Annotated in this window: 22 protein-coding genes and 1 riboswitch; of the genes, 19 read left to right on the top strand and 3 right to left on the bottom strand. The window is 40.2% G+C overall.

What is annotated here, in order from left to right; all coding sequences use genetic code 11:
- The first annotated feature begins 12 nt into the window (after nucleotides 1-12).
- Nucleotides 13-1,458, top strand: coding sequence for a DEAD/DEAH box helicase (locus MKZ25_RS13410; protein WP_340801960.1), 1,446 nt, complete (start codon nucleotides 13-15; stop codon nucleotides 1,456-1,458).
- A 69-nt stretch (nucleotides 1,459-1,527) separates the two neighbouring features.
- Here the strand turns inward: MKZ25_RS13410 and MKZ25_RS13405 are convergent, their stop codons facing one another.
- Entirely contained in the window at nucleotides 1,528-2,421 is an 894-nt protein-coding gene (locus MKZ25_RS13405; protein WP_340801959.1) for a TetR/AcrR family transcriptional regulator, read from the bottom strand.
- Between the two features lie 230 nt (nucleotides 2,422-2,651).
- Here MKZ25_RS13405 and MKZ25_RS13400 point away from each other — a divergent pair, with 230 nt between their 5' ends.
- Both MKZ25_RS13400 and MKZ25_RS13395 read left to right on the top strand, forming a co-directional pair.
- A complete protein-coding gene (locus MKZ25_RS13400; protein WP_340801958.1) occupies nucleotides 2,652-4,175 on the top strand; it encodes a DHA2 family efflux MFS transporter permease subunit in 1,524 nt (507 codons plus the stop codon).
- Nucleotides 4,176-4,266: 91 nt separating this feature from the next.
- Nucleotides 4,267-4,638 carry a VOC family protein gene (locus MKZ25_RS13395; RefSeq protein ID WP_340801956.1) on the top strand — a complete coding sequence of 124 codons (372 nt, stop codon included), beginning with the start codon at nucleotides 4,267-4,269 and terminating at the stop codon, nucleotides 4,636-4,638.
- Nucleotides 4,639-4,680: 42 nt separating this feature from the next.
- On the opposite strand, the gene rnhC is transcribed toward MKZ25_RS13395, so the two are convergent.
- Entirely contained in the window at nucleotides 4,681-5,610 is a 930-nt protein-coding gene (gene rnhC / locus MKZ25_RS13390) for a ribonuclease HIII (protein ID WP_340801954.1), read from the bottom strand.
- A 261-nt stretch (nucleotides 5,611-5,871) separates the two neighbouring features.
- On the opposite strand from rnhC, the gene zapA reads away from it, so the two are divergent.
- The 15 genes from zapA to MKZ25_RS13315 all read left to right on the top strand — a co-directional run bounded on the left by zapA (nucleotide 5,872) and on the right by MKZ25_RS13315 (nucleotide 22,846).
- A complete protein-coding gene (gene zapA, locus MKZ25_RS13385; RefSeq protein ID WP_340801953.1) occupies nucleotides 5,872-6,132 on the top strand; it encodes a cell division protein ZapA in 261 nt (86 codons plus the stop codon).
- A 5-nt stretch (nucleotides 6,133-6,137) separates the two neighbouring features.
- A complete protein-coding gene (locus MKZ25_RS13380) occupies nucleotides 6,138-6,677 on the top strand; it encodes a CvpA family protein (RefSeq protein ID WP_340801952.1) in 540 nt (179 codons plus the stop codon).
- 217 nt (nucleotides 6,678-6,894) lie between these two features.
- The gene (gene polX / locus MKZ25_RS13375; RefSeq protein ID WP_340803023.1) at nucleotides 6,895-8,610 is read left to right on the top strand and encodes a DNA polymerase/3'-5' exonuclease PolX; all 1,716 of its coding nucleotides are present in this window, start codon (nucleotides 6,895-6,897) and stop codon (nucleotides 8,608-8,610) included.
- A gap of 14 nt (nucleotides 8,611-8,624) precedes the next feature.
- Complete coding sequence (locus tag MKZ25_RS13370; protein ID WP_340801951.1) at nucleotides 8,625-10,991, top strand: endonuclease MutS2; 2,367 nt, start codon at nucleotides 8,625-8,627, stop codon at nucleotides 10,989-10,991.
- Nucleotides 10,992-11,061: 70 nt separating this feature from the next.
- Complete coding sequence (locus MKZ25_RS13365; RefSeq protein WP_340801950.1) at nucleotides 11,062-11,475, top strand: DUF350 domain-containing protein; 414 nt, start codon at nucleotides 11,062-11,064, stop codon at nucleotides 11,473-11,475.
- A 403-nt stretch (nucleotides 11,476-11,878) separates the two neighbouring features.
- On the top strand, nucleotides 11,879-13,570 hold the full coding sequence (locus tag MKZ25_RS13360; protein WP_340801949.1) for a long-chain-fatty-acid--CoA ligase: 1,692 nt from the start codon (nucleotides 11,879-11,881) through the stop codon (nucleotides 13,568-13,570).
- Nucleotides 13,571-13,674: 104 nt separating this feature from the next.
- Nucleotides 13,675-14,256: a TetR/AcrR family transcriptional regulator gene (locus MKZ25_RS13355; RefSeq protein ID WP_340801948.1), complete on the top strand. Its 582-nt coding sequence runs from the start codon at nucleotides 13,675-13,677 to the stop codon at nucleotides 14,254-14,256.
- A gap of 14 nt (nucleotides 14,257-14,270) precedes the next feature.
- Entirely contained in the window at nucleotides 14,271-15,044 is a 774-nt protein-coding gene (locus MKZ25_RS13350) for an enoyl-CoA hydratase (protein ID WP_340801947.1), read from the top strand.
- Nucleotides 15,045-15,106: 62 nt separating this feature from the next.
- Nucleotides 15,107-15,880 carry an electron transfer flavoprotein subunit beta/FixA family protein gene (locus tag MKZ25_RS13345; RefSeq protein WP_008405030.1) on the top strand — a complete coding sequence of 258 codons (774 nt, stop codon included), beginning with the start codon at nucleotides 15,107-15,109 and terminating at the stop codon, nucleotides 15,878-15,880.
- A gap of 57 nt (nucleotides 15,881-15,937) precedes the next feature.
- Nucleotides 15,938-16,915 carry an electron transfer flavoprotein subunit alpha/FixB family protein gene (locus MKZ25_RS13340; protein WP_340801946.1) on the top strand — a complete coding sequence of 326 codons (978 nt, stop codon included), beginning with the start codon at nucleotides 15,938-15,940 and terminating at the stop codon, nucleotides 16,913-16,915.
- 270 nt (nucleotides 16,916-17,185) lie between these two features.
- Nucleotides 17,186-17,500 (top strand): thioredoxin, encoded by a 315-nt coding sequence (gene trxA / locus MKZ25_RS13335; RefSeq protein ID WP_079528262.1) that lies wholly within the window; start codon nucleotides 17,186-17,188, stop codon nucleotides 17,498-17,500.
- A gap of 135 nt (nucleotides 17,501-17,635) precedes the next feature.
- Nucleotides 17,636-19,426, top strand: coding sequence for an excinuclease ABC subunit UvrC (uvrC, locus tag MKZ25_RS13330; RefSeq protein WP_340801944.1), 1,791 nt, complete (start codon nucleotides 17,636-17,638; stop codon nucleotides 19,424-19,426).
- Between the two features lie 32 nt (nucleotides 19,427-19,458).
- Nucleotides 19,459-19,637: riboswitch (Lysine riboswitch) on the top strand.
- Between the two features lie 590 nt (nucleotides 19,638-20,227).
- Nucleotides 20,228-21,124: a group II intron reverse transcriptase/maturase gene (gene ltrA, locus MKZ25_RS13325; RefSeq protein WP_340799763.1), complete on the top strand. Its 897-nt coding sequence runs from the start codon at nucleotides 20,228-20,230 to the stop codon at nucleotides 21,122-21,124.
- Complete coding sequence (locus tag MKZ25_RS13320; RefSeq protein WP_340801943.1) at nucleotides 21,028-21,513, top strand: group II intron maturase-specific domain-containing protein; 486 nt, start codon at nucleotides 21,028-21,030, stop codon at nucleotides 21,511-21,513. Before ltrA ends, MKZ25_RS13320 begins: the two co-directional genes overlap by 97 nt.
- 100 nt (nucleotides 21,514-21,613) lie before the next feature.
- Complete coding sequence (locus MKZ25_RS13315; RefSeq protein WP_340801942.1) at nucleotides 21,614-22,846, top strand: aspartate kinase; 1,233 nt, start codon at nucleotides 21,614-21,616, stop codon at nucleotides 22,844-22,846.
- 96 nt (nucleotides 22,847-22,942) lie between these two features.
- Here the strand turns inward: MKZ25_RS13315 and MKZ25_RS13310 are convergent, their stop codons facing one another.
- On the bottom strand, nucleotides 22,943-23,359 hold the full coding sequence (locus MKZ25_RS13310; RefSeq protein WP_340801941.1) for a YslB family protein: 417 nt from the start codon (nucleotides 23,357-23,359) through the stop codon (nucleotides 22,943-22,945).
- A 271-nt stretch (nucleotides 23,360-23,630) separates the two neighbouring features.
- Between MKZ25_RS13310 and MKZ25_RS13305 the strand changes: the two genes are divergently transcribed.
- On the top strand, nucleotides 23,631-24,245 hold the full coding sequence (locus tag MKZ25_RS13305; RefSeq protein WP_340715903.1) for a succinate dehydrogenase cytochrome b558 subunit: 615 nt from the start codon (nucleotides 23,631-23,633) through the stop codon (nucleotides 24,243-24,245).
- Nucleotides 24,246-24,248: the final 3 nt, after the last annotated feature.

Below are 24,248 nucleotides of genomic sequence, written 5' to 3'. Positions count from 1 at the left end.
TGAGGAATAAATATGACAACTAATTTTAACGACTATCCATTATCACCAGAATTACAGCGTGCGCTTAAAGATTTGGATTACAGCACACCGACTGAAGTTCAGCAAAAAGTGTTGCCCCATGCATTAAAGGAACAAGATCTAATTGTAAAAGCACAAACAGGAAGCGGGAAAACGGCTGCCTTTGCGATTCCAATTTGCGAAAATATTGATTGGATTGAAAACAAGCCACAAGCACTAGTATTAACACCAACACGTGAATTGGCTGTCCAAGTAAAAGAAGAGTTTACCAATATCGGACGTTACAAACGCATTAAAGCTGCCGCACTATATGGAAAACAGCCGTTCCGTTATCAGCAGGACGAATTAAAGCAAAAAACACATATTGCAGTTGGTACTCCTGGACGCGTACTGGACCATATCGAAAAGGGAACATTGAAGCTTGATAAAATACGCTATGTTGTTCTTGATGAAGCAGATGAAATGCTTAACATGGGTTTTATCGAGCAAGTTGAAGCGATACTGACTCATGTAGAGCATCGTGAAGTAACGATGCTGTTTTCAGCGACAGTACCGGAAACGATAAAAAAATTGGCTTCCAATTATTTAAATAATCCTATTGATATTGAAGTCCATTCAGAAGAGGCTGCGCCAAAAATTGAGCATGCGGTTATTGAAGTACAGGACGAGGGAAAAACAGCTGCTGTTGAAAAAATTGCGGTTGTGGAAAATCCGGATACGTGCATTATTTTCTGTCGTACGAAAGATCGTGTCGATGCACTGCACGATTATTTATATGATCGCGAATACAGTGTCGATAAGCTGCATGGCGGTATGGACCAGTCAACTCGTCTACTTGTCATGAATGATTATAAACGCGGAGACTTCCGTTATCTAGTGGCAACAGATGTGGCGGCGCGCGGTATTGATATCGAGAATATTTCATTGGTGATTAACTATGATTTACCGATGGAAAAAGAAGCGTATGTACACCGTACCGGTCGAACAGGACGTGCCGGCAAGGAAGGGAAGGCTGTCACGTTTGTGACACCGTTTGAACATGACTTCCTTGCTGGAATTGAAGAACTGATCGGATTTGAAATTCCAAAGGTGGATTTGCCGACACATGAAGAAGTAGAGGCAAAGGCGGAAGCGTTTGATAAAAAGATGCAAAGCCGACCACAAAAGAAAAAACAAAAGAATGCCAAAGTTGATGCCAACATTACGAAGCTCTATTTTAACGGCGGAAAGAAGAAAAAGCTGCGTGCTATTGATTTTGTTGGAACGATCGCAAAAATTCCGGGAATGACCGCTGCAGATATCGGCATTATTACGATTCTGGATACATCTACATTCGTGGAAATTTTAAATGGCAAAGGTAATCTAGTATTAAAAGCGATGAAAACAACACCAATTAAAGGCAAGCAACTGAAAGTCCACATCTCAACGAGCAATAACTAATAAAAAGTCGTATTGAACAGATGACGTTCAATACGACTTTTTTATTGGAAAAGGAATCAGGTGCGAACATCACTTCTGGTCCACGTTTTTGATAAAGTACCATAATAAATTTGCAAGCTCGACATTTTCCCCGGCGTGCAGTGTGTTTGCGAATGATTCGCGGAAAGGCTTAAGCAATGTTTCGATAACCGGAAGACGCAGCTCTTTACGCTGCAGCTCATCCAGTATACTTTCAGTGAATTGTGCACCCACTATATTGTCAGTATCCAGTTTTAACTGATCAAGGAAGCCCTTAACCTTTTCGATTAAATCGTTCTTTGTAATCGACTGGTAAATTGTTTTCTCTTCCACTAGTTGAAGGGCGTCCTGTGTAACGAGGATTTCACCATTTTCCAACATAATAGGATAAATTGCTTTCACATTGCGAAGTGCTATTTGCAATATTTTCTTCTGGTCGATCATTTCACTGTAGAAGAGGCGGTGGGAATAGGTTAAATGGTGAACCATCGCAAAATAAATAATGGCAAGCTCAAGTGAATAGGGGCGGACCTCTTCGCCAAAAATATCTGTGAAACGATTGGATACCCACTCAATTTCCAATAGGCGATAGCGTTCCAATAAATGACGGAGCTCCTTGTCGTTCGACTGGAAAATATTTTCGAACACGGATATTAAGTTTTGTTTTTTGTTGATTTGCATAAGAACGAGAATTTGTTCCAATAATAAGTTTTCATCGGTAATATCTTGATTCAGCAGCATTTCATGGCGTAATAAGCTTGCTTCGTACCGGGTCTGTTCCATAATCGCCTTAAAACATTCCACTTTAGAAGAAAAATAATTATAAAATGTCCCTTTTGAAATAAGCGCTTTGTCTAAAATGTCTTGTATTGATGTTTCATGAAAGCCTTTTTCGATAAAAAGCTGCAATGCACTATCAAGTACCTGTCTTTTTCGTTGATTCATGAACTTCCTCCATATCAATTAAAACGATTTCCTTTGCATATAACATAATAAATGTGATTTTTTTTGAAATATATACACTGAATTATACTCTCATTCTACTGTTTGAAGCGCGTATTCGCAATGTTTTTAGACTGCGAGTATAAAATTGTTGAATTTATTGGACTCTGAGTATAAAATAGTTCGAGTACAGAAATAGGAAGATTGAAAGATTAGAGAAGGGAAATAAAATTATGGAACAGACACAAGATGTAAAAACATTTAAAAAGCCCCCGTATTTAATGATCGCCGTATTATTCGTCGGGGCGTTTGTAGCATTTTTAAATAACACATTATTAAACGTAGCATTACCATCTATTATGGCTGCCTTTGATATTGAAGATTATTCGACAGTACAATGGTTAGCGACAGGCTATATGCTAGTGAGCGGGGTATTGGTTCCGGCTTCTGCATATTTAATTACAAAGTTCAGAACACGACCTTTATTCATTATATCGATGTCGATTTTCGTTATCGGTACAGCATTGGCTTCATTTGCGCCTACCTTTGGATTTTTACTGGCAGGCCGTATGATTCAGGCAGCTGGTGCAGCTACAATGGCACCGGTTTTAATGAACGTTATGCTAATTAGCTTCCCGGTTGAAAAACGCGGACAGGCAATGGGGATGTTCGGTTTAGTAATGGTATTGGCACCAGCAATCGGGCCGACTTTATCTGGATGGATTGTTGAACATTATGACTGGAGCGTACTGTTCAAAATGATTCTTCCAATTGCCGTTTTATCACTATTATTGGCAATTTGGAAACTGGAAGATGTTCTTCCAAATCGTGACGCTAAAATCGATATACTTTCAATTGGATTGTCTACAATTGGTTTTGGCGGATTATTATACGGCTTCAGTACAGCTAGTTCAGCTGGCTGGTCAGCAATTGAAGTATGGGGAACAATTACTGTAGGGGCAATTGGCTTAGCATGGTTTATCATTCGCCAGTTCCGTTTAGAGCAGCCGCTACTGGATTTACGTATTTACACATATCCTTCATACGCTTTAGCATCTGTCGTATCAATGGTATTATCTGTAGCGATGTTCTCGGGGATGATTTTAACACCTGCCTATGTGCAGAATGTTCGTGGAATCGAACCGTTTGAAGCAGGTTTAATGATGTTACCGGGTGCGATAGTAATGGGGATTATGTCGCCGATTACAGGGAAATTATTCGACCGTTTTGGCCCGCGTATTTTAGCGGTTATCGGATTAACGATTACAACATTAGCAACGATCGGATTAGGTTATTTGGAAGTTGATTCAACTTACTTATTTATTATTTCGATTTACACAATTCGTATGTTAGGTATTTCAATGGTTATGATGCCAATTATGACGAACGGTTTAAATGCATTACCGAACCGTTTAAATCCGCATGGTACAGCGATGAACAATACAGCTCAGCAAGTAGCAGGGGCAATTGGTACAGCTGTTTTAGTAACAATCTTCAACTCACATACTAAAACACGTGCAGCTGAAATTGCTGCGGATATGCAAGCGAACGCTTCATCTGCAGTACAGCCGACTGCTGAGCAAATTGCACAGGCCCAAGCACAATTAATGCAACAGGCAATGCTGGACGGAATTACGTACAGTTTCTTCGTAGCAGCAGCAATTACAGTGGTAGCGTTAGTGTTAGCTTTATTTATTAAACGTGTTGATGTGACGAAACGTGAGGACTATACGGGACCAGCTCCTGAAAAAAAATAAAATAATTGTAACGGCGGGTGTTTTCTACTCCTGCCGTTTTTTTATTTGCTATACTTGGGTAAAGTACGCTTTATAAAAAGGAGTTCGAAAAATGATTGAACAATTAGGGCAAGTCATGTTGTATGTAGAAGACCAGGAACAGTCAAAAAATTTCTGGACTGAAAACTTAGGATTTACTGTAGTTTCCGACATCAATAACGGCATGCGGATTATTACGATTGCACCAAAAGATGAAACACAGACAACCATTGTATTACATGATAAAAAGAAAATTGAAGAAATGTCTCCGGAATTGAATTTGTCTACACCTTCATTAATGTTCTATGCACAAAATTTAGAGGAACTGTATGAAGATTTTAAGGCAAAAGGTATTACGGTCGGGGAATTTATGAAGATGCCTTTCGGGAAAGTTTTCAACTTTGCCGATGATGAGGAAAATTATTTTGCGGTAATGGAAAAATAATACAAAAGAGCTGTTGCCAATTGATGGCGGCAGCTCATTTTTCTATTTTTTCTTTTGCAGAAGTTTGCGTGCTTTTTCCGTATTGGCAAAATGCCATTTCGTTAGGGAACGAAGCGTCTCCTCGCCATGCTTCAACCAAATTTTAGCGGCCATTTCATCGACTTTGCCGCTTGCTCCTTTTTGAAGAGGGAACCCTGTCACTTTGGCAAGACGATCCATTTCTTTAAGAAATGCATAACGCGCCAAAATCGATGCAGTAGCAACAGCTACATGCAGATTTTCTGCTTTAGTCGAGAACAGGACATTTTGGCGGACAATTTCTTTTTCATTTTTAATGTGATTATAGTAAATTCCACGCTCTGCAAATTGGTCGATTAAAATATATTGCGGGGTTTCCGGTGCTATTTTTGTCAGTACATGCTTTAATGCCTGATTGTGCAGCAGCGCTTTAATTTTCCCCTGCGAATACCCGCGTGCCTGAATTGCATTGTATTTATCGTTGCGCAGCGTCAAAATACTGTGAACGCATACCTTCATCAAGTCCGGAGCAATTTGTCGCATATAGTCATCAGTCAATTGTTTGGAATCCTTCACACCAAGTTCCTGGACGAGCGCTATTTTATCTGCGGGAACATAGACAGCGGCAACCGTTACAGGGCCAAAGTAATCGCCCGTTCCAGTCTCATCTGAGCCTAAAACTGATAATGACGCAAAATTGTCCGGAAGTGTATCACCTTTCGTGGAGGCAATTTTAGCCGTTGAAGCACCTGCTTGCCCCCAGCGTGCCGCTTCACGTTCTGCACCAGCCCCTTGAAACATTACTTTCCCTGACTTATATGCAGTAATAGCCGTATCTGCAAGTTTTGCAGCAAAAATAACGCCGGGAGCTTTTCGTTCAATAAGAGCGTCTTTATAGAATTGTTGAATTGATTGCTGTTGTTCAGCACTGCAAAGTAAAACGATATTTGTCATAATCGATCCTTTCAAAAACGATGTATTACTATGTAGTATAGCTTTTTTGAAAAAAAAGGGGAACTTACATATGTATGCTTCTTTCACAGGAACATTCGGGACATGGTGTTGCGATAGTGAAATTGGAAATGTTATGATGTACAATAGGAAAATGGCATCGTTATATAATAGAATCAATCAGTTCTGCGTTCACTCTTTTATTGGCAAAGAACGAAAAAGTTTATTCGTTACTGTTCACTTATTTTTTCTGGAGGGATTATTTTGGCTGAGCAAGAAAAGAATCGCATTTCCGTAGAAATATATGGTAATACATATAAAATGGTAGGAACAGAATCATCGGTCCACATGCGTCTTGTTGCTTCATTAGTGGACGACAAAATGCGGGAAATCAGTGCCCATAATCCATCTTTAGATACAGCGAAGCTTGCTGTATTAACAGCCGTTAATTCTGTGCACGACTATCTCTTATTAAAAGAGAAATTTGAAAAACTAGAAATACAATTGAAACATTTGAAGGGTTGACATACATGTTGGATTTAATTATTCTTGCAGTCTTTATCATTAGTCTTATAGTTGGAGCGAAACGAGGGTTCGTTGTTCAGCTGATTAATATCGGAAGTTTTATTATTGCCCTCATTGTAGCGATTATTTATTATAAACCGCTTGCAGAAAAATTTGTTTTATGGATTCCGTATCCAGGATTTACAGAAGGTTCAACAATGACGCTCGTTCTGGATTCACTCGATGTTGACCGTACATTCTATCGCGTCTTTGCGTTTGCCATTATTTTCTTTGCAGTTAAGATTGCCTTGCAAATAGTCGGGTCGATGTTTGATTTTTTAACGTATTTACCTGTATTAAGTTCTCTAAACTATGTATTAGGGGCAGTTCTTGGATTTATCGAAATGTATCTTGTCTTGTTTATCGGGCTGTATGTTGTGGCATTGCTGCCTGTGGAATCGATTCAGACATTCATTGACAGTTCGATTTTGGCAGGACTCATACTTGAGCATACACCGATTATTACGAGCATGTTCCAAAATTGGTGGTATATTCAAAAAAACTAACTTATTTAGCGGGTGTCCTAAATTCGGAAAAGGAGTTACTAAAGAAGGAAGTCAACCTAGAAAGCATCGCATTGTGCTAAAACAGCTGACTTATCCGCGAACCGTGGATCTTTAGCCGGATCGGATACCATTATGCCGAGGCGTAATTGATTTGAAAATCATGCGAATGCTTCTCTCGATTTTCGGGAGGAGCTTTTTTAAAGGAGAGACAATGATGATGAACAAAAAAATTATTATTCGTACATTGGAAAAAATCGCTTTATATATGGAGCTGCAGGCAGAAAATCCGTTCAAAGTATCCGCCTTTCGAAAAGCGGCAGCTGCACTTGAAGCAGATGAGCGCAGCCTAAGCGAAATTGATGATATTACAGCAATTAAAGGGATCGGCAAAGGAACGGCAGCGGTTATTACAGAGATGATGGAAATCGGGGAATCGACTGTATTGAAAGAGCTGGAGGAAGTCGTACCGAAAGGACTCGTTCCATTAATGAAACTACCGGGTTTAGGCGGTAAAAAGCTTGCCAAATTGTATCAGGAACTGAACATAGTGGATGCAGCCACATTAAAGGCAGCATGTGAGGCTGGACAAGTAAGAGGGCTAGCCGGGTTTGCGGCAAAAACAGAGGAAAAAATTTTAAAAGAACTTGAAACATTTGGTTCCCGCGCTGAGCGGTTACCTATTTGGCAGCTTGAGCCTGTCGTATTGGAAATTAACGAGCTTTTAGCAAGTTTGCCTGAAGTGGAGCTGTTCTCGGTTGCAGGGAGCTTCCGGCGTGTTGCGGAAACGAGTAAAGATGTTGATTTTATCGTGGCAACAAAAGAATATGAAGTTGTACGTGAAGCAATTTTAACTCGCCTCGCAATATTGGAAACTGTTGCAGCCGGGGATACAAAAGTGTCCGTTGTATTGGACCGTGAAGAACCGGTAAGTGTGGATTTCCGTTTAGTGACGCGTGAAGAATTTGCAACAGCACTTCATCATTTCACCGGTTCGAAAGACCATAATGTACGCATGCGTCAGCTTGCAAAATCAATGGGGAAGAAAATTAGTGAATATGGTGTCGAGCAGGAAGACGGCACTGTCGTAACATTTGAATCGGAAGAAGCGTTTTTTGCGCATTTTAACTTACCTTATATTCCGCCGACTGTACGTGAAAGCGGTAAAGAATTAGATCGTCTGGACGAGTTGAGCGGGCTGGTGAAGCTGGAAGATATCGTAGCGGATCTTCATATGCATACAACTTGGTCTGATGGCGCGCATTCAGTTAGCGAGATGGGGCAAGCTTTAATAGATATCGGGTATTCCCATGCGGTCATTACCGATCACTCGCAATACTTAAAAGTGGCCAATGGTTTAACACCTGAGAGACTTGAGCAGCAAAAGCTCGATATTTGTGCATTTAACGAAGCAAATCCTAATTTCCGACTTTACAGAGGTACGGAAATGGATATTCTGCCTGATGGGACATTAGACTTTGGAGACGATATTTTAAAAGAATTGGATTTTGTAATTGCATCGATCCACTCAAGTTTTACACAATCGCAGGACAAAATTATGGCGCGTTTAAAAACAGCGGTAGAAAATCCGTATGTCCATATGATTGCTCACCCGACAGGCCGAATTGTCGGGCAGCGCGGAGGCTATGATCCGGATGTGCCGTTATTGATCGAATGGGCGGCAGAACATGGTAAAATATTGGAACTCAATGCAAATCCATACCGACTGGACTTAAGCATCGAATATTTAATGCTGGCAATGGAGAAAAATGTACCAATCGCCATCAATACGGATGCGCATGCAATTGACCAGCTGCGCTTTATGGACATCGGTGTCAAATACGCACAAAAAGCATGGCTAAAAAAAGATCTGATCGTCAATACATGGTCAAAAGAAAAGTTCGAAGCATTTATTGCGAAAAATAAAGAAAAGTAATAGGAGGTGTTCTCATGATCGAACAACGAGCATTGAAAACACTAGAATTTCATAAAGTACGCGAGCAAGTAGCAGCCTTTTGTACAAACTCTATCGGAAAACAGGCAATCGATGAACTAGTACCGGAAACGGATTACGATACAGTAGTCGAACTCCTGGAAGAAATGGATGAAGGGCTCGCGATTTTGCGTGTGAAAGGCAATGTACCGTTGGGCGGCATTTTTGATGTCCGACCACATGCACGACGCTCACAAATCGGCGGTATGCTCAGCCCGATGGAATTAATGGAAATTGCAAGCACAATACGGGCAAGCCGGATTCTAAGAAATTTCATTGAAGATATCGAATCGGAAAATACTATTGAAATCCCGCATTTTATTGAACGTAAAGAACAAATGCCTGTCTTGACGGCATTGCAGCATGAAATTAATGATTGTATCGATGATAATGGTACAGTGCTTGATTCAGCAAGCGCTGCATTACGCTCAATTCGCCAGTCTTTGCGTTCAGAAGAATCGAAAGTGCGTCAAAAGCTGGAAAGTCTTACACGTGGTTCGAATGCAACGAAAATGCTGTCTGACGCGATTATTACGATTCGTAATGACCGCTTCGTAATCCCTGTTAAACAAGAGTATCGTTCACATTATGGCGGAATCGTCCACGATCAGTCCGCTTCAGGTCAAACATTATTTATTGAGCCTGATGCGGTGATTCAAGCGAACAATGAAGTACAGCGTCTAAAGGTGAAAGAAAAGGCAGAAATTGAGCGCATTTTATCCGAGCTTACATTAAAGGTACAGGAAGTCGGTCATGAAATATTCGTTCTAGTGCAGTTACTTGGAGAACTGGATGTTATTTTAGCAAAAGGAAAATACGGACAAGCAAATAAATGCACAATGCCAAAAATGAATAAAGAAGGTTATACACGACTGGTCCGAGCACGGCATCCGCTCTTGCCGATTGAAGAGGCTGTTGCCAATACGATTGAATTTGGACGAGATGTTACAGCTATTGTTATTACAGGACCAAATACAGGTGGTAAAACAGTAACACTGAAAACAGTAGGACTATGTACAATAATGGCCCAGTGTGGACTGCCTGTTCCGGCAATGGATGGTTCGGAGTTAGCAGTGTTTGACCAAATCTTTGCTGATATTGGTGATGAACAGTCAATCGAACAGTCATTATCAACTTTCTCATCTCATATGGTGAATATAGTAGACATTTTAAGCAAATTTAATGAAAAATCATTGATTTTATTCGATGAGCTTGGCGCAGGTACGGATCCGCAAGAAGGTGCTGCTCTTGCAATTGCCATACTGGATGAAACAGTCGATCGCGGTGCACGTGTAATGGCGACTTCCCACTATCCGGAGTTGAAGGCATATGGCTATAACCGTCCTTCTGTTGTCAACGCAAGTGTAGAGTTCGATATTGAAACACTTAGCCCGACTTATCGATTGTTGATCGGAGTGCCGGGTCGTTCCAATGCATTTGAAATATCCAAACGTCTTGGATTAAGCTCAAATGTAATTGACCATGCAAAATCCTTTACAGGTACTGACCGTCATGAAGTAGAGTCTATGATTGCGTCACTAGAAGAAAGCCGATTAAGATCTGAACGTGAAGCCGACGAAGCCCATCTTTTACTGGAAGATGCACAAAAAATCCGTGCAGAGCTGGAAGAACGTCTTCGTATTTATGATGAGAAAAAGGAAAACCTGGAGAAAAAAGCGAAAGACAAGGCTCGAAAAATTGTCGATGAGGCGAAGAAGGAAGCGGAATCGATTATTGCTGAGCTAAGAAAAATGAAAGAAAATGCCGCATTATCGGTGAAAGAGCATGAGTTAATCGATGCGAAAAAGCGTTTAGATAATGCAGCGCCGATTGATAACAATAAAGTGCTTCAAAAGGCTGTTGCTGCCCGGGAACGTAAGCAGAATCTGCAAGTGGGCGATGAAGTGAAAGTTTTAAGCTACGGTCAGAAAGGAACACTCCTGCAAAAAGCTGGAAATGAATGGGTTGTTCAAATTGGGATTTTAAAAATGAAACTGCCCGAATCTGATTTAGAATATGTGAAGCCGGAAAAAGAACAAGTTACTCGTCCGATGATGAATGTAAAAAATCGTAACAGCGTCGTGAAACTTGAACTTGACTTACGCGGAGAACGATATGAAGAAGCGCTTATTCGCACAGAAAAGTATTTGGATGATGCATTATTAGCGAACTATCCGCGTGTATCGATTATTCATGGTAAAGGCACAGGGGCATTACGCCAAGGGATTCAGAACTTCCTGAAAAACCATAAGCGCGTCAAATCATACAGATATGGTGAAGCGGGCGAAGGCGGGTTCGGTGTGACAGTTGTAGAACTAAAATAGTTGTTGCTCCTTTTAAAGGATGCGGTAATATTAAACATAGAAAGAAAATAATTTAAGGGGGTAAAATGGATTGCTGGGATTAGACTTTTGGCACCATCCTCTCGTAGAAACAGCAGGCTATTTTAGTGTGGTAGTCCTTTGCCTATTCGTATCGATGATTTTATTTGAGGTCGTAACAAAGTATAAAAATTGGGATGAAATTAAAAATGGAAATGTCGCGGTCGCTTTAGCAACTGGAGGAAAAATTTTAGGCGTCTGTAATATTTTCAGGTATTCAATTAATCAGCATACTTCATTTATTGAAATGCTTGGTTGGGGTTTGTTCGGATTTACGTTATTGATCTTTGCCTATTTTTTATTTGAGTTTTTAACACCGAAATTTAATGTGGATGAGGAGATTGCTGCAGACAACCGTTCAGTAGGATTTATCTCGTTCACAATTTCTCTCGGTTTGTCATTTGTTATCGGAGCAAGTATTTCATAGGAGCATACACATGGAAACATTATCGAAAATCTTACTCGTCGTCTGTTTCATTTTTCTCGCAGTCGGCATTTACTACATGATGACACTCTAAACATTAAAGCAAATGAACTAGCATTTAGTCAGTTCATTTGCTTTTTTCATTAGGCTGGCAAATTTATATGAGATTAAATAAAAAAATATTTATTTATTTTAAAACTTTATTGAAAAAGTATATTTCCATACTAAACGAATGGTCCTATATGTTTTCAATTCAATATTACTATAAAAGTCAAAATAATTAATGAGAAAATATGTGTATGAGCGAGAATATATTGTGCATATCTATGAAAATAGTTTGAAACCATTTCCAATTTTCATTATAATGTTATAAACAAGTAAAGCTTTATCAAAGGGGAGGAGTTTTATGACAGAAAAAGTTTGGTTGGCAAGCTATCCAAAAGAAGTCCCGCATTCTATTGAGCTGCCGGAAATTCCTGTGCACCATTTTTTAACACAAGCATTTGAGTCGATGCCTAATAAAGTGGCTATACACTTCATGGGGCGCGAGCTTACGTACAAAGAGCTTTATGAATCAGCGTTGAAGTTTGCGAACTACCTGCGTTCTCTAGGGGTGGAGAAGGGGGACCGTGTAGCAATCATGCTGCCGAACTGTCCGCAAGCGGTAATCGCCTATTATGGTACGATGTATGCAGGAGGCGTTGTCGTTCAGACAAATCCGCTTTATACAGAACGTGAGCTGCAATATCAGATGGCGGATTCCGGTGCAAAAGTAATATTAGTGATGGATATTTTATATCCAAGGGCAATGAAAATATTACATGAGACAAATATTGAAAATGTCATCGTTTCAGGAATTAAAGACTACTTGCCGTTCCCGAAAAACTTGGTGTATCCGTTCATTCAGAAGAAACAGTACGGTTTCAGTGTAAAGGTGGAACATAGCGGCACAAACCACCTGTTCACAGAAATCATGAAAATGGCGAAAACGGATAAAATCGAGCAAGACTTTGACTTTGAAGATGATTTGGCATTATTGCAATACACTGGCGGGACGACAGGTTACCCGAAAGGTGTTATGTTAACGCATAAAAACCTGATTGCAAATACATTAATGTGTGATGCATGGATGTATAAATGTAAAAAGGGTGAAGAAATAATTTTAGGCATATTACCATTCTTCCATGTATATGGTATGACAACGGTATTAATTTTATCGGTCATGCAGCAAGGCAAGATGGTATTACTTCCGAAATTTGATGCAGAACAAGCATTGAAAACGATTGATAAACAAAAACCAACATTATTCCCCGGTGCCCCAACAATGTATATCGGCTTGTTGAATCACCCGGATTTAGCAAAATATGATCTATCGTCAATTAAGGCATGTCTAAGCGGTTCTGCTGCATTGCCACTGGAAGTTCAGGAAAAGTTTGAAGAATTGACAGGCGGTCGTTTAGTAGAAGGATACGGCTTGACCGAAACTTCTCCAGTTACACATGCGAACCCGATTTGGGACCACCGTATCAACGGTTCGATCGGTTTACCTTGGCCAAATACCGAAGCGGTGATTTTACGTTCAGGTGAAACAGAAGTGTTGCCAGTAGGTGAAATCGGCGAAATAGCGGTAAAAGGACCACAAGTTATGAAGGGCTACTGGAATCGTCCTGAAGAAACAGCAATGACATTTGCAGATGGCTGGTTTTTAACGGGTGATTTAGGTTATATGGATGAGAAGGGATATTTCTATGTTGTTGACCGCAAAAAAGATATGATTATTGCAGGCGGATTTAATATTTACCCGCGTGAAGTGGAAGAAGTGCTGTATGAGCATGAGGCCATCCAGGAGTGTGTTGTTGCCGGTATACCGGATCCGTACCGTGGAGAAACCGTAAAGGCATACATTGTTCTTAAAGAGGGTAAATCTGTAACAGATAAAGAACTGAACGAGTATTGCCGTAAAAACCTGGCTGCTTATAAAGTGCCGCGTTTCTATGAATTCCGTCAAGAGCTGCCGAAAACAGCCGTAGGAAAAATTTTGCGTCGTACACTTATTGAAGAAGAAAAACAGAAAATGGCACAACAAGAAGCAAAATAATTAATTGTTTAGCAAACTATTGACAGAATGCAGAACAAACTATAATATGAAAACATGAATGAATGGTCATTCATGTTTTCATATTTTTTTTGGTGGTGATCTGCTTGAAACGAAACAAACCCAAATATATGCAAATAGTAGACGCAGCAGTCATTGCTATCGCAGAAAATGGTTATCATCAAGCCCAAGTTTCAAAAATAGCTAAACAAGCTGGGGTTGCCGATGGTACAATCTACTTATATTTCAAAAACAAAGAAGATATCCTAATTTCTGTATTCCAGGAAAAAATGGGTATTTTCGCAGAGAATTTACAGGCTATAATAAAAAGTGGGGAAACTGCTTCCGATAAGTTATGTAAAATGATCGAAAATCATTTCCAAGTTCTATCAAGTGATCGTCACTTGGCAACTGTAACTCAGCTTGAGCTACGGCAATCGAATAAAGAAATTAGACTGAAAATTAATTCTATTCTAAAAGAATACTTAATTTTACTGGATCAAATTTTGATCGAAGGTATGCTAAATGGCGAATTCAACCAGACGATGGATGTCCGTATTGCGAGACAAATGGTGTTTGGTACAATTGACGAAATTACGACAACTTGGGTAATGAATGAAAATCGATATGATTTATTAGAGCAAGCTCCGAAAGTAAAGCAGTTACTGCTAAACGCACTAAAAGCATAAAGGGGATGTAGAGGATGGAGTTTCTAAGTTGGAAAGTAGAAGAAGGGGTCGCAATAGCAACGATTTCAAGACCACCAGCAAATGCACTTTCACAAGGCTTAATCCAAGATGTGGATGCACTTTTAGACGCTGTAGAAGAAGATGAAAATGTACGTGTCATTGTCTTGCATGGCGAAGGACGTTTTTTCTCTGCAGGTGCGGATATTAAAGAGTTTACAAGCGTACAGTCAGGAGAAGCATTTACAGGATTGGCGAAAAATGGACAAGATGTTTTCGAACGTATCGAAACATTCGGTAAACCGGTTATTGCCGCAATACATGGTGCAGCATTAGGCGGGGGCTTGGAACTAGCGATGGGATGCCATATGCGCTTTGTAACCGCATCGGCTAAATTAGGCTTACCTGAACTATCATTAGGCTTAATACCCGGATTTGCAGGAACACAGCGATTACCACGATATGTTGGTGTAGCAAAAGCGGCGGAAATGATGTTTACAAGCGACCCGATTTCCGGGACTGAAGCTGTTGAATGGGGATTAGCAAACCGTGCTTTTTCCGATGAAGAGCTGTTGCCTGAAACATTGAAAATCGCTAAAAAAATTGCGAAGAAATCACCAATTGCTCTTAAAGCAGCGATCCAAATGCTGAATTACTCGAAACCATCTTCTTATTACGATGGAGTAAATGCTGAAGCAAACAGCTTCGGTGAAGTATTTGTTTCTGAAGATGCTAAAGAAGGAATCCAAGCATTTATTGAAAAACGTGAGCCGGTATTTACTGGCAAATAAAAAAATGTATTCTTCCCTTTTTTTCGGGATTAAAATTAAAAAGCTTTTAGGAGGTCTAGATTATGAATATTTTTGTATTAGTAAAACGTACTTTTGACACAGAAGAAAAAATCGTCGTATCCGGCGGTAAGATTCAAGAAGATGGTGCAGAATTCATCATCAACCCATACGATGAGTACGCTATTGAAGAAGCAATTCAAAAGCGCGACGCATTAGGCGGTAAAGTAACAGTTGTGACAATCGGTGGCGAAGATGCAGAAAAGCAATTACGTACAGCTTTAGCAATGGGTGCCGATGAAGCGGTATTGATTAATACAGAAGATGATTTAGATGAGCTTGACCAATATTCTTCAGCTTATATTTTAGCGGAATATTTAAAAGACAAAGAAGCAGATTTAATTTTAGCAGGAAATGTAGCGATCGATGGTGGTTCGGGACAAGTGGGTCCACGCTTGGCAGACTTGCTGGGCATTAACTACGTAACAACAATTACTTCATTGGAAATCGACGGCACGAACGTAAAGATTGTGCGTGATATCGAAGGGGACGCTGAAGTATTAGAAACATCATTACCATTATTAGTAACAGCTCAACAAGGTTTAAACGAGCCACGTTACCCATCATTACCAGGTATTATGAAGGCGAAGAAAAAACCGCTTGCAGAACTGGAATTGGATGATTTGGACATCGATGAAGACGATGTTGAAGTAAAAGTGGAAACAGTTGAAATTTATTTACCGCCACAAAAAGCGGCTGGTCGTGTATTAGAAGGCGATCTTTCTGCACAGGTAAAAGAATTAGTAAACTTACTTCATAACGAAGCAAAAGTAGTCTAATAAAAGTCAACTAGCGTACAAAAATTTTTTACGAAGATGGTAATGGAGGGATATTCTATGTCAAAGAAAGTTTTAGTGTTAGGTGAGGTTCGCGAAGGGAGCTTACGTAACGTTTCATTCGAAGCAATTGCAGCAGGTTTACAAATCGCTGACGGCGGTGAAGTAGTAGGTTTATTAGTTGGGGATGCAGTAGCTGGTTTAACGCAGGAATTAATCGCATATGGAGCGAGCCGCGTTATTACAGTAGAACATCCGCACTTGAAAAACTATACATCTGACGGATTCAGCCAAGCAATTTTAGCAGTAGTAGAACAAGAAAATCCAGAAGCAATCGTTTTCGGTCATACTTCTTTAGGTAAAGACTTATCGCCAAAAATTGCTTCACGTCTACAATCTGGTTTAATTTCAGATGTTACGGAAATTCAGGGAGCTGGCGATGATACAGTATTCGTTCGCCCGATCTATTCTGGTAAAGCATTTGAAAAAGTAAAAATCAACGATGGGATTATTTTTGCGACAATCCGTCCAAACAATATTCCGCCATTAGTAAAAGACGATTCTCGTACTGGTGAAGTATCATCAGTATCGGTTGATATTACAAATTTGCGTACAATCATCAAAGAGGTTGTACGAAAATCAACTGAAGGTGTAGACCTTTCAGAAGCAAAAGTAGTTGTAGCAGGAGGTCGTGGCGTTAAATCCGAAGAAGGTTTTGAGCCATTAAAAGAGCTTGCTAATTTACTAGGCGGAGCAGTTGGCGCATCTCGTGGTGCATGTGACGCAGAATATTGCGATTACTCATTACAAATCGGCCAAACTGGTAAAGTTGTAACACCTGACCTATACATCGCTGCGGGAATTTCTGGTGCGATTCAGCATTTAGCTGGTATGTCGAACTCAAAAGTTATCGTTGCAATCAACAAAGATCCAGAAGCAAATATCTTTAAAGTAGCAGACTACGGTATTGTTGGTGACTTATTCGAAGTAGTGCCAATGTTAATCGAAGAGTTTAAAGCACTTAAAGTAAATGCTTAAAAGTAATTAGGGGCTTCCTTCTTTTGAAGGGAGCTTTTTTGTTTTAAATGTTGTAGTTTGGAAGGTGCATATGAAGATGGAGTACGTATAAAGCTTTAAAATGTTTAAATAAAGGGTATACATATTCTAATATCCTCAATAAGCATTGATACGATATCAGAAATAAACGCTGAATTTGAGGTACATTTATATTCCCAAGCATTTTACTACTGTTTAATTGGGAAAACATGCTATACTACAACCATATGTTATTTAAGGAGGCTATTTAATATGGCAATTGTACACGCGACAGATCAAACATTCCCACAAGAAATTTCAAACGGCACAGTTTTAGTAGACTTTTGGGCTACTTGGTGCGGACCATGTAAAATGATCGCTCCAGTTCTTGAAGAGTTAGATACAGAAATCGGCAACGATGTTAAAATCGTAAAAGTTGATGTTGATAATAACCAAGTTACTGCTGCAGAATACCAAATCATGTCAATCCCTTCATTACTATTATTCGTAGATGGTGAAGTAAAAGCAAAAACTGCTGGCTTCATGCCAAAAGAAGCATTAATCGATTTCATTAACGACAACAAATAATTAAACCATTGGTCATTTAAGTGCCAAGGCGCAATTGATATGTCAAAAAGCCGTATGCCGTATAAGGTGTACGGCTTTTTTCTTATACCCCAATCAGTTAAAATGAAAGAAAGGACATATTAAATAGGTGATGAGATGAATGCAATTATTAAAGCAAAACTAGAAATATTACCGAACGAATCAGGCTGTTATATTATGAAAGACCGTCAAGGCACGATTATTTACGTTGGCAAGGCGAAAGTATTGAAAAATCGAGTGCGTTCTTATTTTACGGGAAGCCATGACGGTAAAACTGCAAGACTGGTCAGTGAGATCGAAGACTTCGAGTATATTGTGACTTCAAGCGATTTGGAAGCCCTTATTCTTGAGCTGAACCTTATTAAGCTTCATGACCCGAAATATAATGTGAAACTAACGGATGATAAAACGTATCCTTATATAAAAATTACGAACGAACGATATCCTCGTATTATTACGACAAGAAAAGTGAAGAAGGATAAAGCAAAATATTTCGGACCGTATCCGAATGCCTATGCGGCGAATGAAACGCGGAAATTACTGGACCGGCTGTATCCGCTTCGTAAATGTACTCACCTGCCTAACCAAGTATGCCTGTACTATCACTTAGGGCAATGTTTGGCACCATGTGTAAAGGATATCGAAAAACAAGTGTATGACGAAATGATTGATGAAATTTCGAAGTTTTTAAATGGGGGCGTCGATGAAATTAAACAAGACCTTCAAAAAAGAATGATGGATGCTGCAGAAAATCTTGAGTTTGAACGGGCGAAGGAATTCAGGGATTTGATTGCCCATATCGATCAGATTATGGAGAAGCAAAAAATCGTCACGGATGATTTGAGCAACCGGGATGTATTTGGCTATGCAGTGGAAAAAGGCTGGATGTGTGTTCAGGTGTTTTTCGTGCGTCAAGGGAAACTCATTGAGCGGGATGTTTCGGTTTTCCCGATTTATAATGAGCCGGAAGAGGAGTTTTTAACATTTGTAGGCCGTTTTTACGAACAGCCGCATCATCTATTGCCAAAAGAGATCTTTGTGCCGAAGTCGATCAACGAAACCATTTTACAAAAGCTGTTGAATGTGAAAGTGCTGACACCGAAGCGCGGTTCCAAAAAAGAGCTTGTTGATCTAGCGATGAAAAATGCGGAAATCGCCATTCATGAAAAGTTCCAGTTGATTGAACGTCAAGAAGAACGGACAGTGGGGGCTTGTGAAGCGCTTGCAGAAGCGATGCAAATCCCATTGCCGCTAAGAATAGAAGCATTTGATAACAGTCATATGCACGGTGCGGATCCGGTTTCGGCGATGGTTGTTTTCATAGACGGAAAACCGGCGAAAAAGGAATACCGGAAATATAAAACAAGGGAAGCGGCTAAACATGATGACTATGGTGCGATGCAGGAAGTAATCCGGCGCCGTTACACACGTGTACTGCGGGAAAATCTGCCATTGCCTGATCTGATCCTTATTGACGGAGGAAAAGGGCAAATGGAAGTCGCACGTGAAGTAATTGAAGACGAGCTTGGGTTAGTCATTCCGATAGCAGGACTGGCAAAAGACGAAAAACACAATACGTCACAGCTTTTATTTGGTACGCCTCCGGAAGTAGTCCCTTTAAAGCGAACAAGTGACGGTTTCTATTTATTGCAGCGTATTCAAGATGAGGTCCATCGTTTTGCGATAACGTTTTTACGTCAGCAGCACCAGACAAATGCAATTACATCTGTTCTTGATGGGATCGAAGGTGTAGGTCCGAAACGGAAACAGCAGCTTATGAAATATTTTGGGTCAGTGAAAAAAATTCGCGAGGCAAGCGAATTGCAGTTGCAGGAGTCCGGTGTGCCGGCAAAGCTGGCGGATGTTATCTATCGTCATTTTCATGAAGCACCATTGAATAATGAATAATGGTGTGCTAATATATAAGACAATTCAATATTTACTAAGATAGAGGCGCAGTATTCAACAGTACATTGCTCGAGGAAGAACAATTCCATTGACAGCAATCGAAAGGGGACCCTGCCGAAGTGAAGTGCGTATTGTTCGCGCAGTTTGCTGGTTTTGCATTTAAGAGATGTAAAACTGTCAGAGCTTTATGTTCTGGAGGGCTATCCTGAAAAACTTATAATTATTATTTGTATTGACGGCGGCTTTCCATAAACATGGGAAGTCGTCTTTTTGGTGTGCCCGGCATGCACAACAGCCTGGTGGTGAAAGTCCACTACAGGCTTGGCAGTAGGAACTGTTAGCGAAAGACAAGGGTGTCCATGGTGACGTGGAATCTGAAGGAAGTCGGACGCAAACTCTCGAACTGACGAACAGAAATCAGATAAAAGGCTGACTTGGGACGGATGAGCTTGCCAAACAAAGCGAAGTCCAATACTGCCCAAATCCCATACAGTAAATCTGGCAGTTACATGAGAGGAAGGCGGTTGTGCTTACCCGGGGAGGTCTCTTGAGGGTTATTCAATTAACAATTTGTTTAGTGATAAATGGATGAATCAAGAGAAGTCAGCAGAAGCCATAGTAGTCTTCGACAAAAGATGAAGGGCCGAACAATCTTTTAAATCTTGAAAGAAACAAGGAGGTGGAGACATCCCGCCAAAACACAGAAAACATCAAGGTATAGACCGAATAGATGGCTACTTATAGAGGGATAAGCTGGAAGCGAAAGAGTATATAAGAGCGTGTAGGGATGTAAACATGGAAATGAAGAAACAAGAAAGTATCAATTTAATTGACAGAATTGCGTCCCATAGAAACCTATGGAATGCATATAAGAAAGTAAAAGGAAATGGAGGAGCACCTGGAATCGATGGTATCACGGTTGATGGACTGAAGGCGCATTTAATAAAATATGAGGAACCATTGAAAAGGAAATTAAAAGATGGTTCCTACCAACCTCAACCAGTGAAACGAGTAGCTATCCCAAAAGCGGATGGCTCCAAACGATATCTAGGTATACCATGTGTATTGGACAGAGTTGTTCAACAAGCCATTCTACAAGTCATCCAACCAATAATTGATCCACACTTTTCAGACAAAAGTTTTGGCTTTCGAAAAGGTCGAAACCAACACCAGGCAATTGCCCTCGCTAAGAAATATTACGAGGAAGGTTATCGAACAGTGGTGGACTGTGACTTGAAAAGTTACTTCGATACGATTCATCACCAGCGACTACGAGCTTATTTGGAAGAATTCATAACAGATAAAATAGTACTTAAGCTAATATGGAAATTCTTACGCTCAGGCATATTGGACAAGGACATCCTCATTGAAACGACAGAAGGTACACCCCAAGGGGGTCCACTCTCTCCAATTCTAGCAAACGTGTATTTAAACAAGCTAGATAGAGAGTTAGAAAAACGAGGACACCGATTCATTCGCTATGCGGATGATTTTGTGATTTATGTAAAGTCACCAAGAGCAGGTGAACGCGTCATGACCAGTGTCAAGAATTTTATCGAAGATGAACTGGGTCTCACAATCAATGAGCAGAAAAGTAAAGTGTGTGGCGCAACAGCAGCTACATTCTTAGGGTTTCATCTACAAAATCTGTCGGGAAAGTGGGATACCGACCAATCAAGTCCGCCAAGAAACGACTAAAAGATAAGCTAAGAATACTGACGAGTCGTAAACGAACAGGGACATTTAGTGAGATTGTGAAAAGAATCAATCAAACAACGGTTGGTTGGATTAATTACTATGGAGTTGCCAACATGAAAACTTTCATCCAAGAATTACAGGGATGGTTAAACCATCGCTTACGTCAATTAATATGGAAACGGTGGAAGCTACCACGAACTAAATATGTGAAATTACGCCAATACGGAATCCAACATGATGAAGCGATGAAAACGGCGCATTCAAGAAAAGGGTACTGGCGAATATCACGAAGCGAGGTTCTACACCAAGCCATTCCAAATAAAAGGCTCGTAAAATGGGGACTGAAAGACCTGTCCCAATTTTACGAGCAAAGATACTCAAAAGGTTGAACCGCCGTATACGGAACCGTACGTACGGTGGTGTGAGAGGTCGGCTAGCCAATTAATGGCTAGCCTCCTACTCGATTATTCAATTTAAGGAGGGAAAAGAATGGAGACAGTTGTAGTAAAGTTTGGTGGTCCGGCATTGACTATGCCGGAAAAAATCGTACAGGTAGCTAAAAAAGTGATAAAGGAGCAAGGACGTGGCATAAACTTAGTCGTTGTCGTTTCTTCAATGCCCGCTATACGACGAGAATTGAGACAATATGCTGCTGAAATTACCGATGAGCCGTCGAAACGGGAAATGGATGCACTTGTCTCATCAGCGACACAAATAACAAGTGCAATGCTTGCAATGGCAATTCAGGAGCATGGAGGGAAAGCTGTGTCGCTTGCTGGATGGCAGACAGGTATCCATACAAATCAAAAACATGGTAATGCGAGGATCAATCAGGTCGACAGTAAACGGATTCAGGAGCATTTAGCATTAGGAGAAATCGTCATAGTAGCAGGTTTTCAAGGAGTTACGGGGACAGACAATATTTCAACATTCGGCAAAGGGGGTTCTGAAACTTCAGCAGTTGCACTGGCGGTTGCCCTCGAAGCAGAGCGTGTCGAGATTTTTTCATCGGTTGAAGGAATTTTTACAGCGGACCCAGAAATTGTAAAGGGATCTAGGAAACTACCTGAAGTTTCTTATGATGAAATGTTGGAATTTGCAAATTTAGGGGCTAAAATTTTGCATCCACGTGCGGTTGAGCTTGCCAAAAAATACAATATACCGCTTATTGTACGCTCTTTCGTACAGGACGTGGAAGGCACTTTTATTAAAGGGGATGTAGACATGGAGAAAAACTTACTTGTACGCGGTGTAGCCTACGAATCGGATATTATACGTTTGACGATTGGCTATGATTCTTATGAAACCGCGTCATTGGCAGAAGTGTTTAGTGTTTTAGCAGAAAATGATATCAATGTGGATATTATTGTTCAAGCAGTCATTGATGGCGTGAAACCGACCATTTCATTTACAATTTCAAAAGATGAGTTTGCAGAAGCTTTACGGGTACTGGAAACTAGTAAACTCTCACTTGGTTTTAGTTTTGCGGATTTTGAAATAGGTTTAGCGAAAGTCTCCATTATCGGTTCTGCGATGGCATCCAATCCGGGGGTGGCGGCTCGCATGTTCGCACGCTTAGGCCGTGAGCATATTCCTGTAAAAATGGTCAGCACTTCGGAAATTAAAGTGTCTGTAGTTGTTCCACAGGAAGAAATGGTCCGGGCAGCGAATGTACTGCATGAGGAATTTAATTTGGCGATGAAAGAAGTAACCGCTTCTTAAATTAATAGCTGGAAATGAGCTGCAGCAGCTTATTTCCAGCTATTTTATTGAGTAAAATTGCTGCTTCAGCAGTAGGCAATTATTAGAAGTTGAAGACTAAATTTTCTCTTTTAAATCCCATTTTAACGTAAATTTTACGATATGTTTGTCATTGTCTTTCTCTTCATAGCATTCCGTTAAATAGCCAAGCTGCTTTTGTTTTTGCTCTGCTAAAAAGCCAGCTTCAAGACGGAAACAACGTTGTACAATATTGAGTGGCAATTCCTCTGTTGTCATAAGTATGTAATGAAGTTCGTCCTTCGTTTCCTTTTCCAGAACTAATTGGCCCCAGCCAGCTTCCATAAAAAATGAAGGCAGTTCATCCATCGAAAATAACGGAAACTTTCTTGCAATTTCTTTACCTGCCCAATATAAAACATCTTCTTCATGCTTTCCTAGAATAGAAGGAAGAAGATGGTCACGAATGATTTCGTAGCCAAAAGTTGGAATCGTTTTCATTTTGTACCCTTCCATATAAAAAACCTCTTTCATAAATTTTCTTATAATTTTCATTCTTTCATGAAGAAATGAGTTATAAGCAGAAAAAACGGTTCTCAAAACAGCGTAAAACCGTCTTTAAAATGATTATAAAATATCCTGCGTTGCCTTGACGCTAGTATCTGTTGAGAGTACAATGGACATGTCATAATATTGTACCATGATGAAATGCGCAGTCAACATCCCAACTTTTACAATTTTGAGACGTTGCGCATGTGTATTTCAAGTACTAAGGGGGGTAACAGTTTTGTCGAAAGATCGTGAATTTTTATGGCGCCGCTTACACTCGTTATTAGGTGTAGTTCCTGTCGGGTTGTTCTTGGTGTTCCACTTATTTCTGAACTTCACTGCAGTTGGCGGTGAAGAAACTTACAATAACGCAACAGGTGTTATGGAATTGCTTCCACACTCGTTATTGTTAGCGATGGAATGGATTATTATCTATATTCCATTAATGTTCCACGGATTCTATGGAGTGTATATTGCTTTCACTGCAACATACAACACTGGACGTTTCAGCACATTCCGTAACTGGATGTTCGCATTGCAACGTTTCACAGGTATTTTCCTTGTAATCTTCATTGCATGGCATATTTTCCAAACACGTATCCAAAAAGCATTAGGTGCTGAAGTTGAATTTAATATGATGGTTGAAATCGTTGACAATCCATTAATGTTAGTATTCTATATCTTAGGTATCGTTTCAGCAGCATTCCACTTAGCGAATGGTTTATGGTCGTTCTTAGTAAGCTGGGGTATTACGCAATCTAACAAATCTCAACGAATCGCAACTTATGTTACGTTGTTAATTTTCGTAGTATTAGCAATCGTTGGTGTTGCAGCTATCTTAGCATTCGTCTAATCA

This window comes from Solibacillus sp. FSL W7-1464, from assembly GCF_038004425.1.
Classification (GTDB): Bacteria; Bacillota; Bacilli; order Bacillales_A; family Planococcaceae; genus Solibacillus.
This window is presented reverse-complemented; position numbering and strand designations above follow the sequence as displayed.

What these genes read in the sequence shown, in the direction of transcription:
- MKZ25_RS13410 (WP_340801960.1), top strand. Translation starts at nt 13, where the DNA reads ATGACAACTAATTTTAACGACTATCCATTATCACCAGAATTACAGCGT.
- MKZ25_RS13405 (WP_340801959.1), bottom strand. Translation starts at nt 2,421, where the DNA reads ATGAATCAACGAAAAAGACAGGTACTTGATAGTGCATTGCAGCTTTTT.
- MKZ25_RS13400 (WP_340801958.1), top strand. Translation starts at nt 2,652, where the DNA reads ATGGAACAGACACAAGATGTAAAAACATTTAAAAAGCCCCCGTATTTA.
- MKZ25_RS13395 (WP_340801956.1), top strand. Translation starts at nt 4,267, where the DNA reads ATGATTGAACAATTAGGGCAAGTCATGTTGTATGTAGAAGACCAGGAA.
- rnhC (WP_340801954.1), bottom strand. Translation starts at nt 5,610, where the DNA reads ATGACAAATATCGTTTTACTTTGCAGTGCTGAACAACAGCAATCAATT.
- MKZ25_RS13380 (WP_340801952.1), top strand. Translation starts at nt 6,138, where the DNA reads ATGTTGGATTTAATTATTCTTGCAGTCTTTATCATTAGTCTTATAGTT.
- polX (WP_340803023.1), top strand. Translation starts at nt 6,895, where the DNA reads ATGAACAAAAAAATTATTATTCGTACATTGGAAAAAATCGCTTTATAT.
- MKZ25_RS13370 (WP_340801951.1), top strand. Translation starts at nt 8,625, where the DNA reads ATGATCGAACAACGAGCATTGAAAACACTAGAATTTCATAAAGTACGC.
- MKZ25_RS13360 (WP_340801949.1), top strand. Translation starts at nt 11,879, where the DNA reads ATGACAGAAAAAGTTTGGTTGGCAAGCTATCCAAAAGAAGTCCCGCAT.
- MKZ25_RS13350 (WP_340801947.1), top strand. Translation starts at nt 14,271, where the DNA reads ATGGAGTTTCTAAGTTGGAAAGTAGAAGAAGGGGTCGCAATAGCAACG.
- MKZ25_RS13345 (WP_008405030.1), top strand. Translation starts at nt 15,107, where the DNA reads ATGAATATTTTTGTATTAGTAAAACGTACTTTTGACACAGAAGAAAAA.
- MKZ25_RS13340 (WP_340801946.1), top strand. Translation starts at nt 15,938, where the DNA reads ATGTCAAAGAAAGTTTTAGTGTTAGGTGAGGTTCGCGAAGGGAGCTTA.
- trxA (WP_079528262.1), top strand. Translation starts at nt 17,186, where the DNA reads ATGGCAATTGTACACGCGACAGATCAAACATTCCCACAAGAAATTTCA.
- uvrC (WP_340801944.1), top strand. Translation starts at nt 17,636, where the DNA reads ATGAATGCAATTATTAAAGCAAAACTAGAAATATTACCGAACGAATCA.
- ltrA (WP_340799763.1), top strand. Translation starts at nt 20,228, where the DNA reads ATGAAGAAACAAGAAAGTATCAATTTAATTGACAGAATTGCGTCCCAT.
- MKZ25_RS13315 (WP_340801942.1), top strand. Translation starts at nt 21,614, where the DNA reads ATGGAGACAGTTGTAGTAAAGTTTGGTGGTCCGGCATTGACTATGCCG.
- MKZ25_RS13310 (WP_340801941.1), bottom strand. Translation starts at nt 23,359, where the DNA reads ATGGAAGGGTACAAAATGAAAACGATTCCAACTTTTGGCTACGAAATC.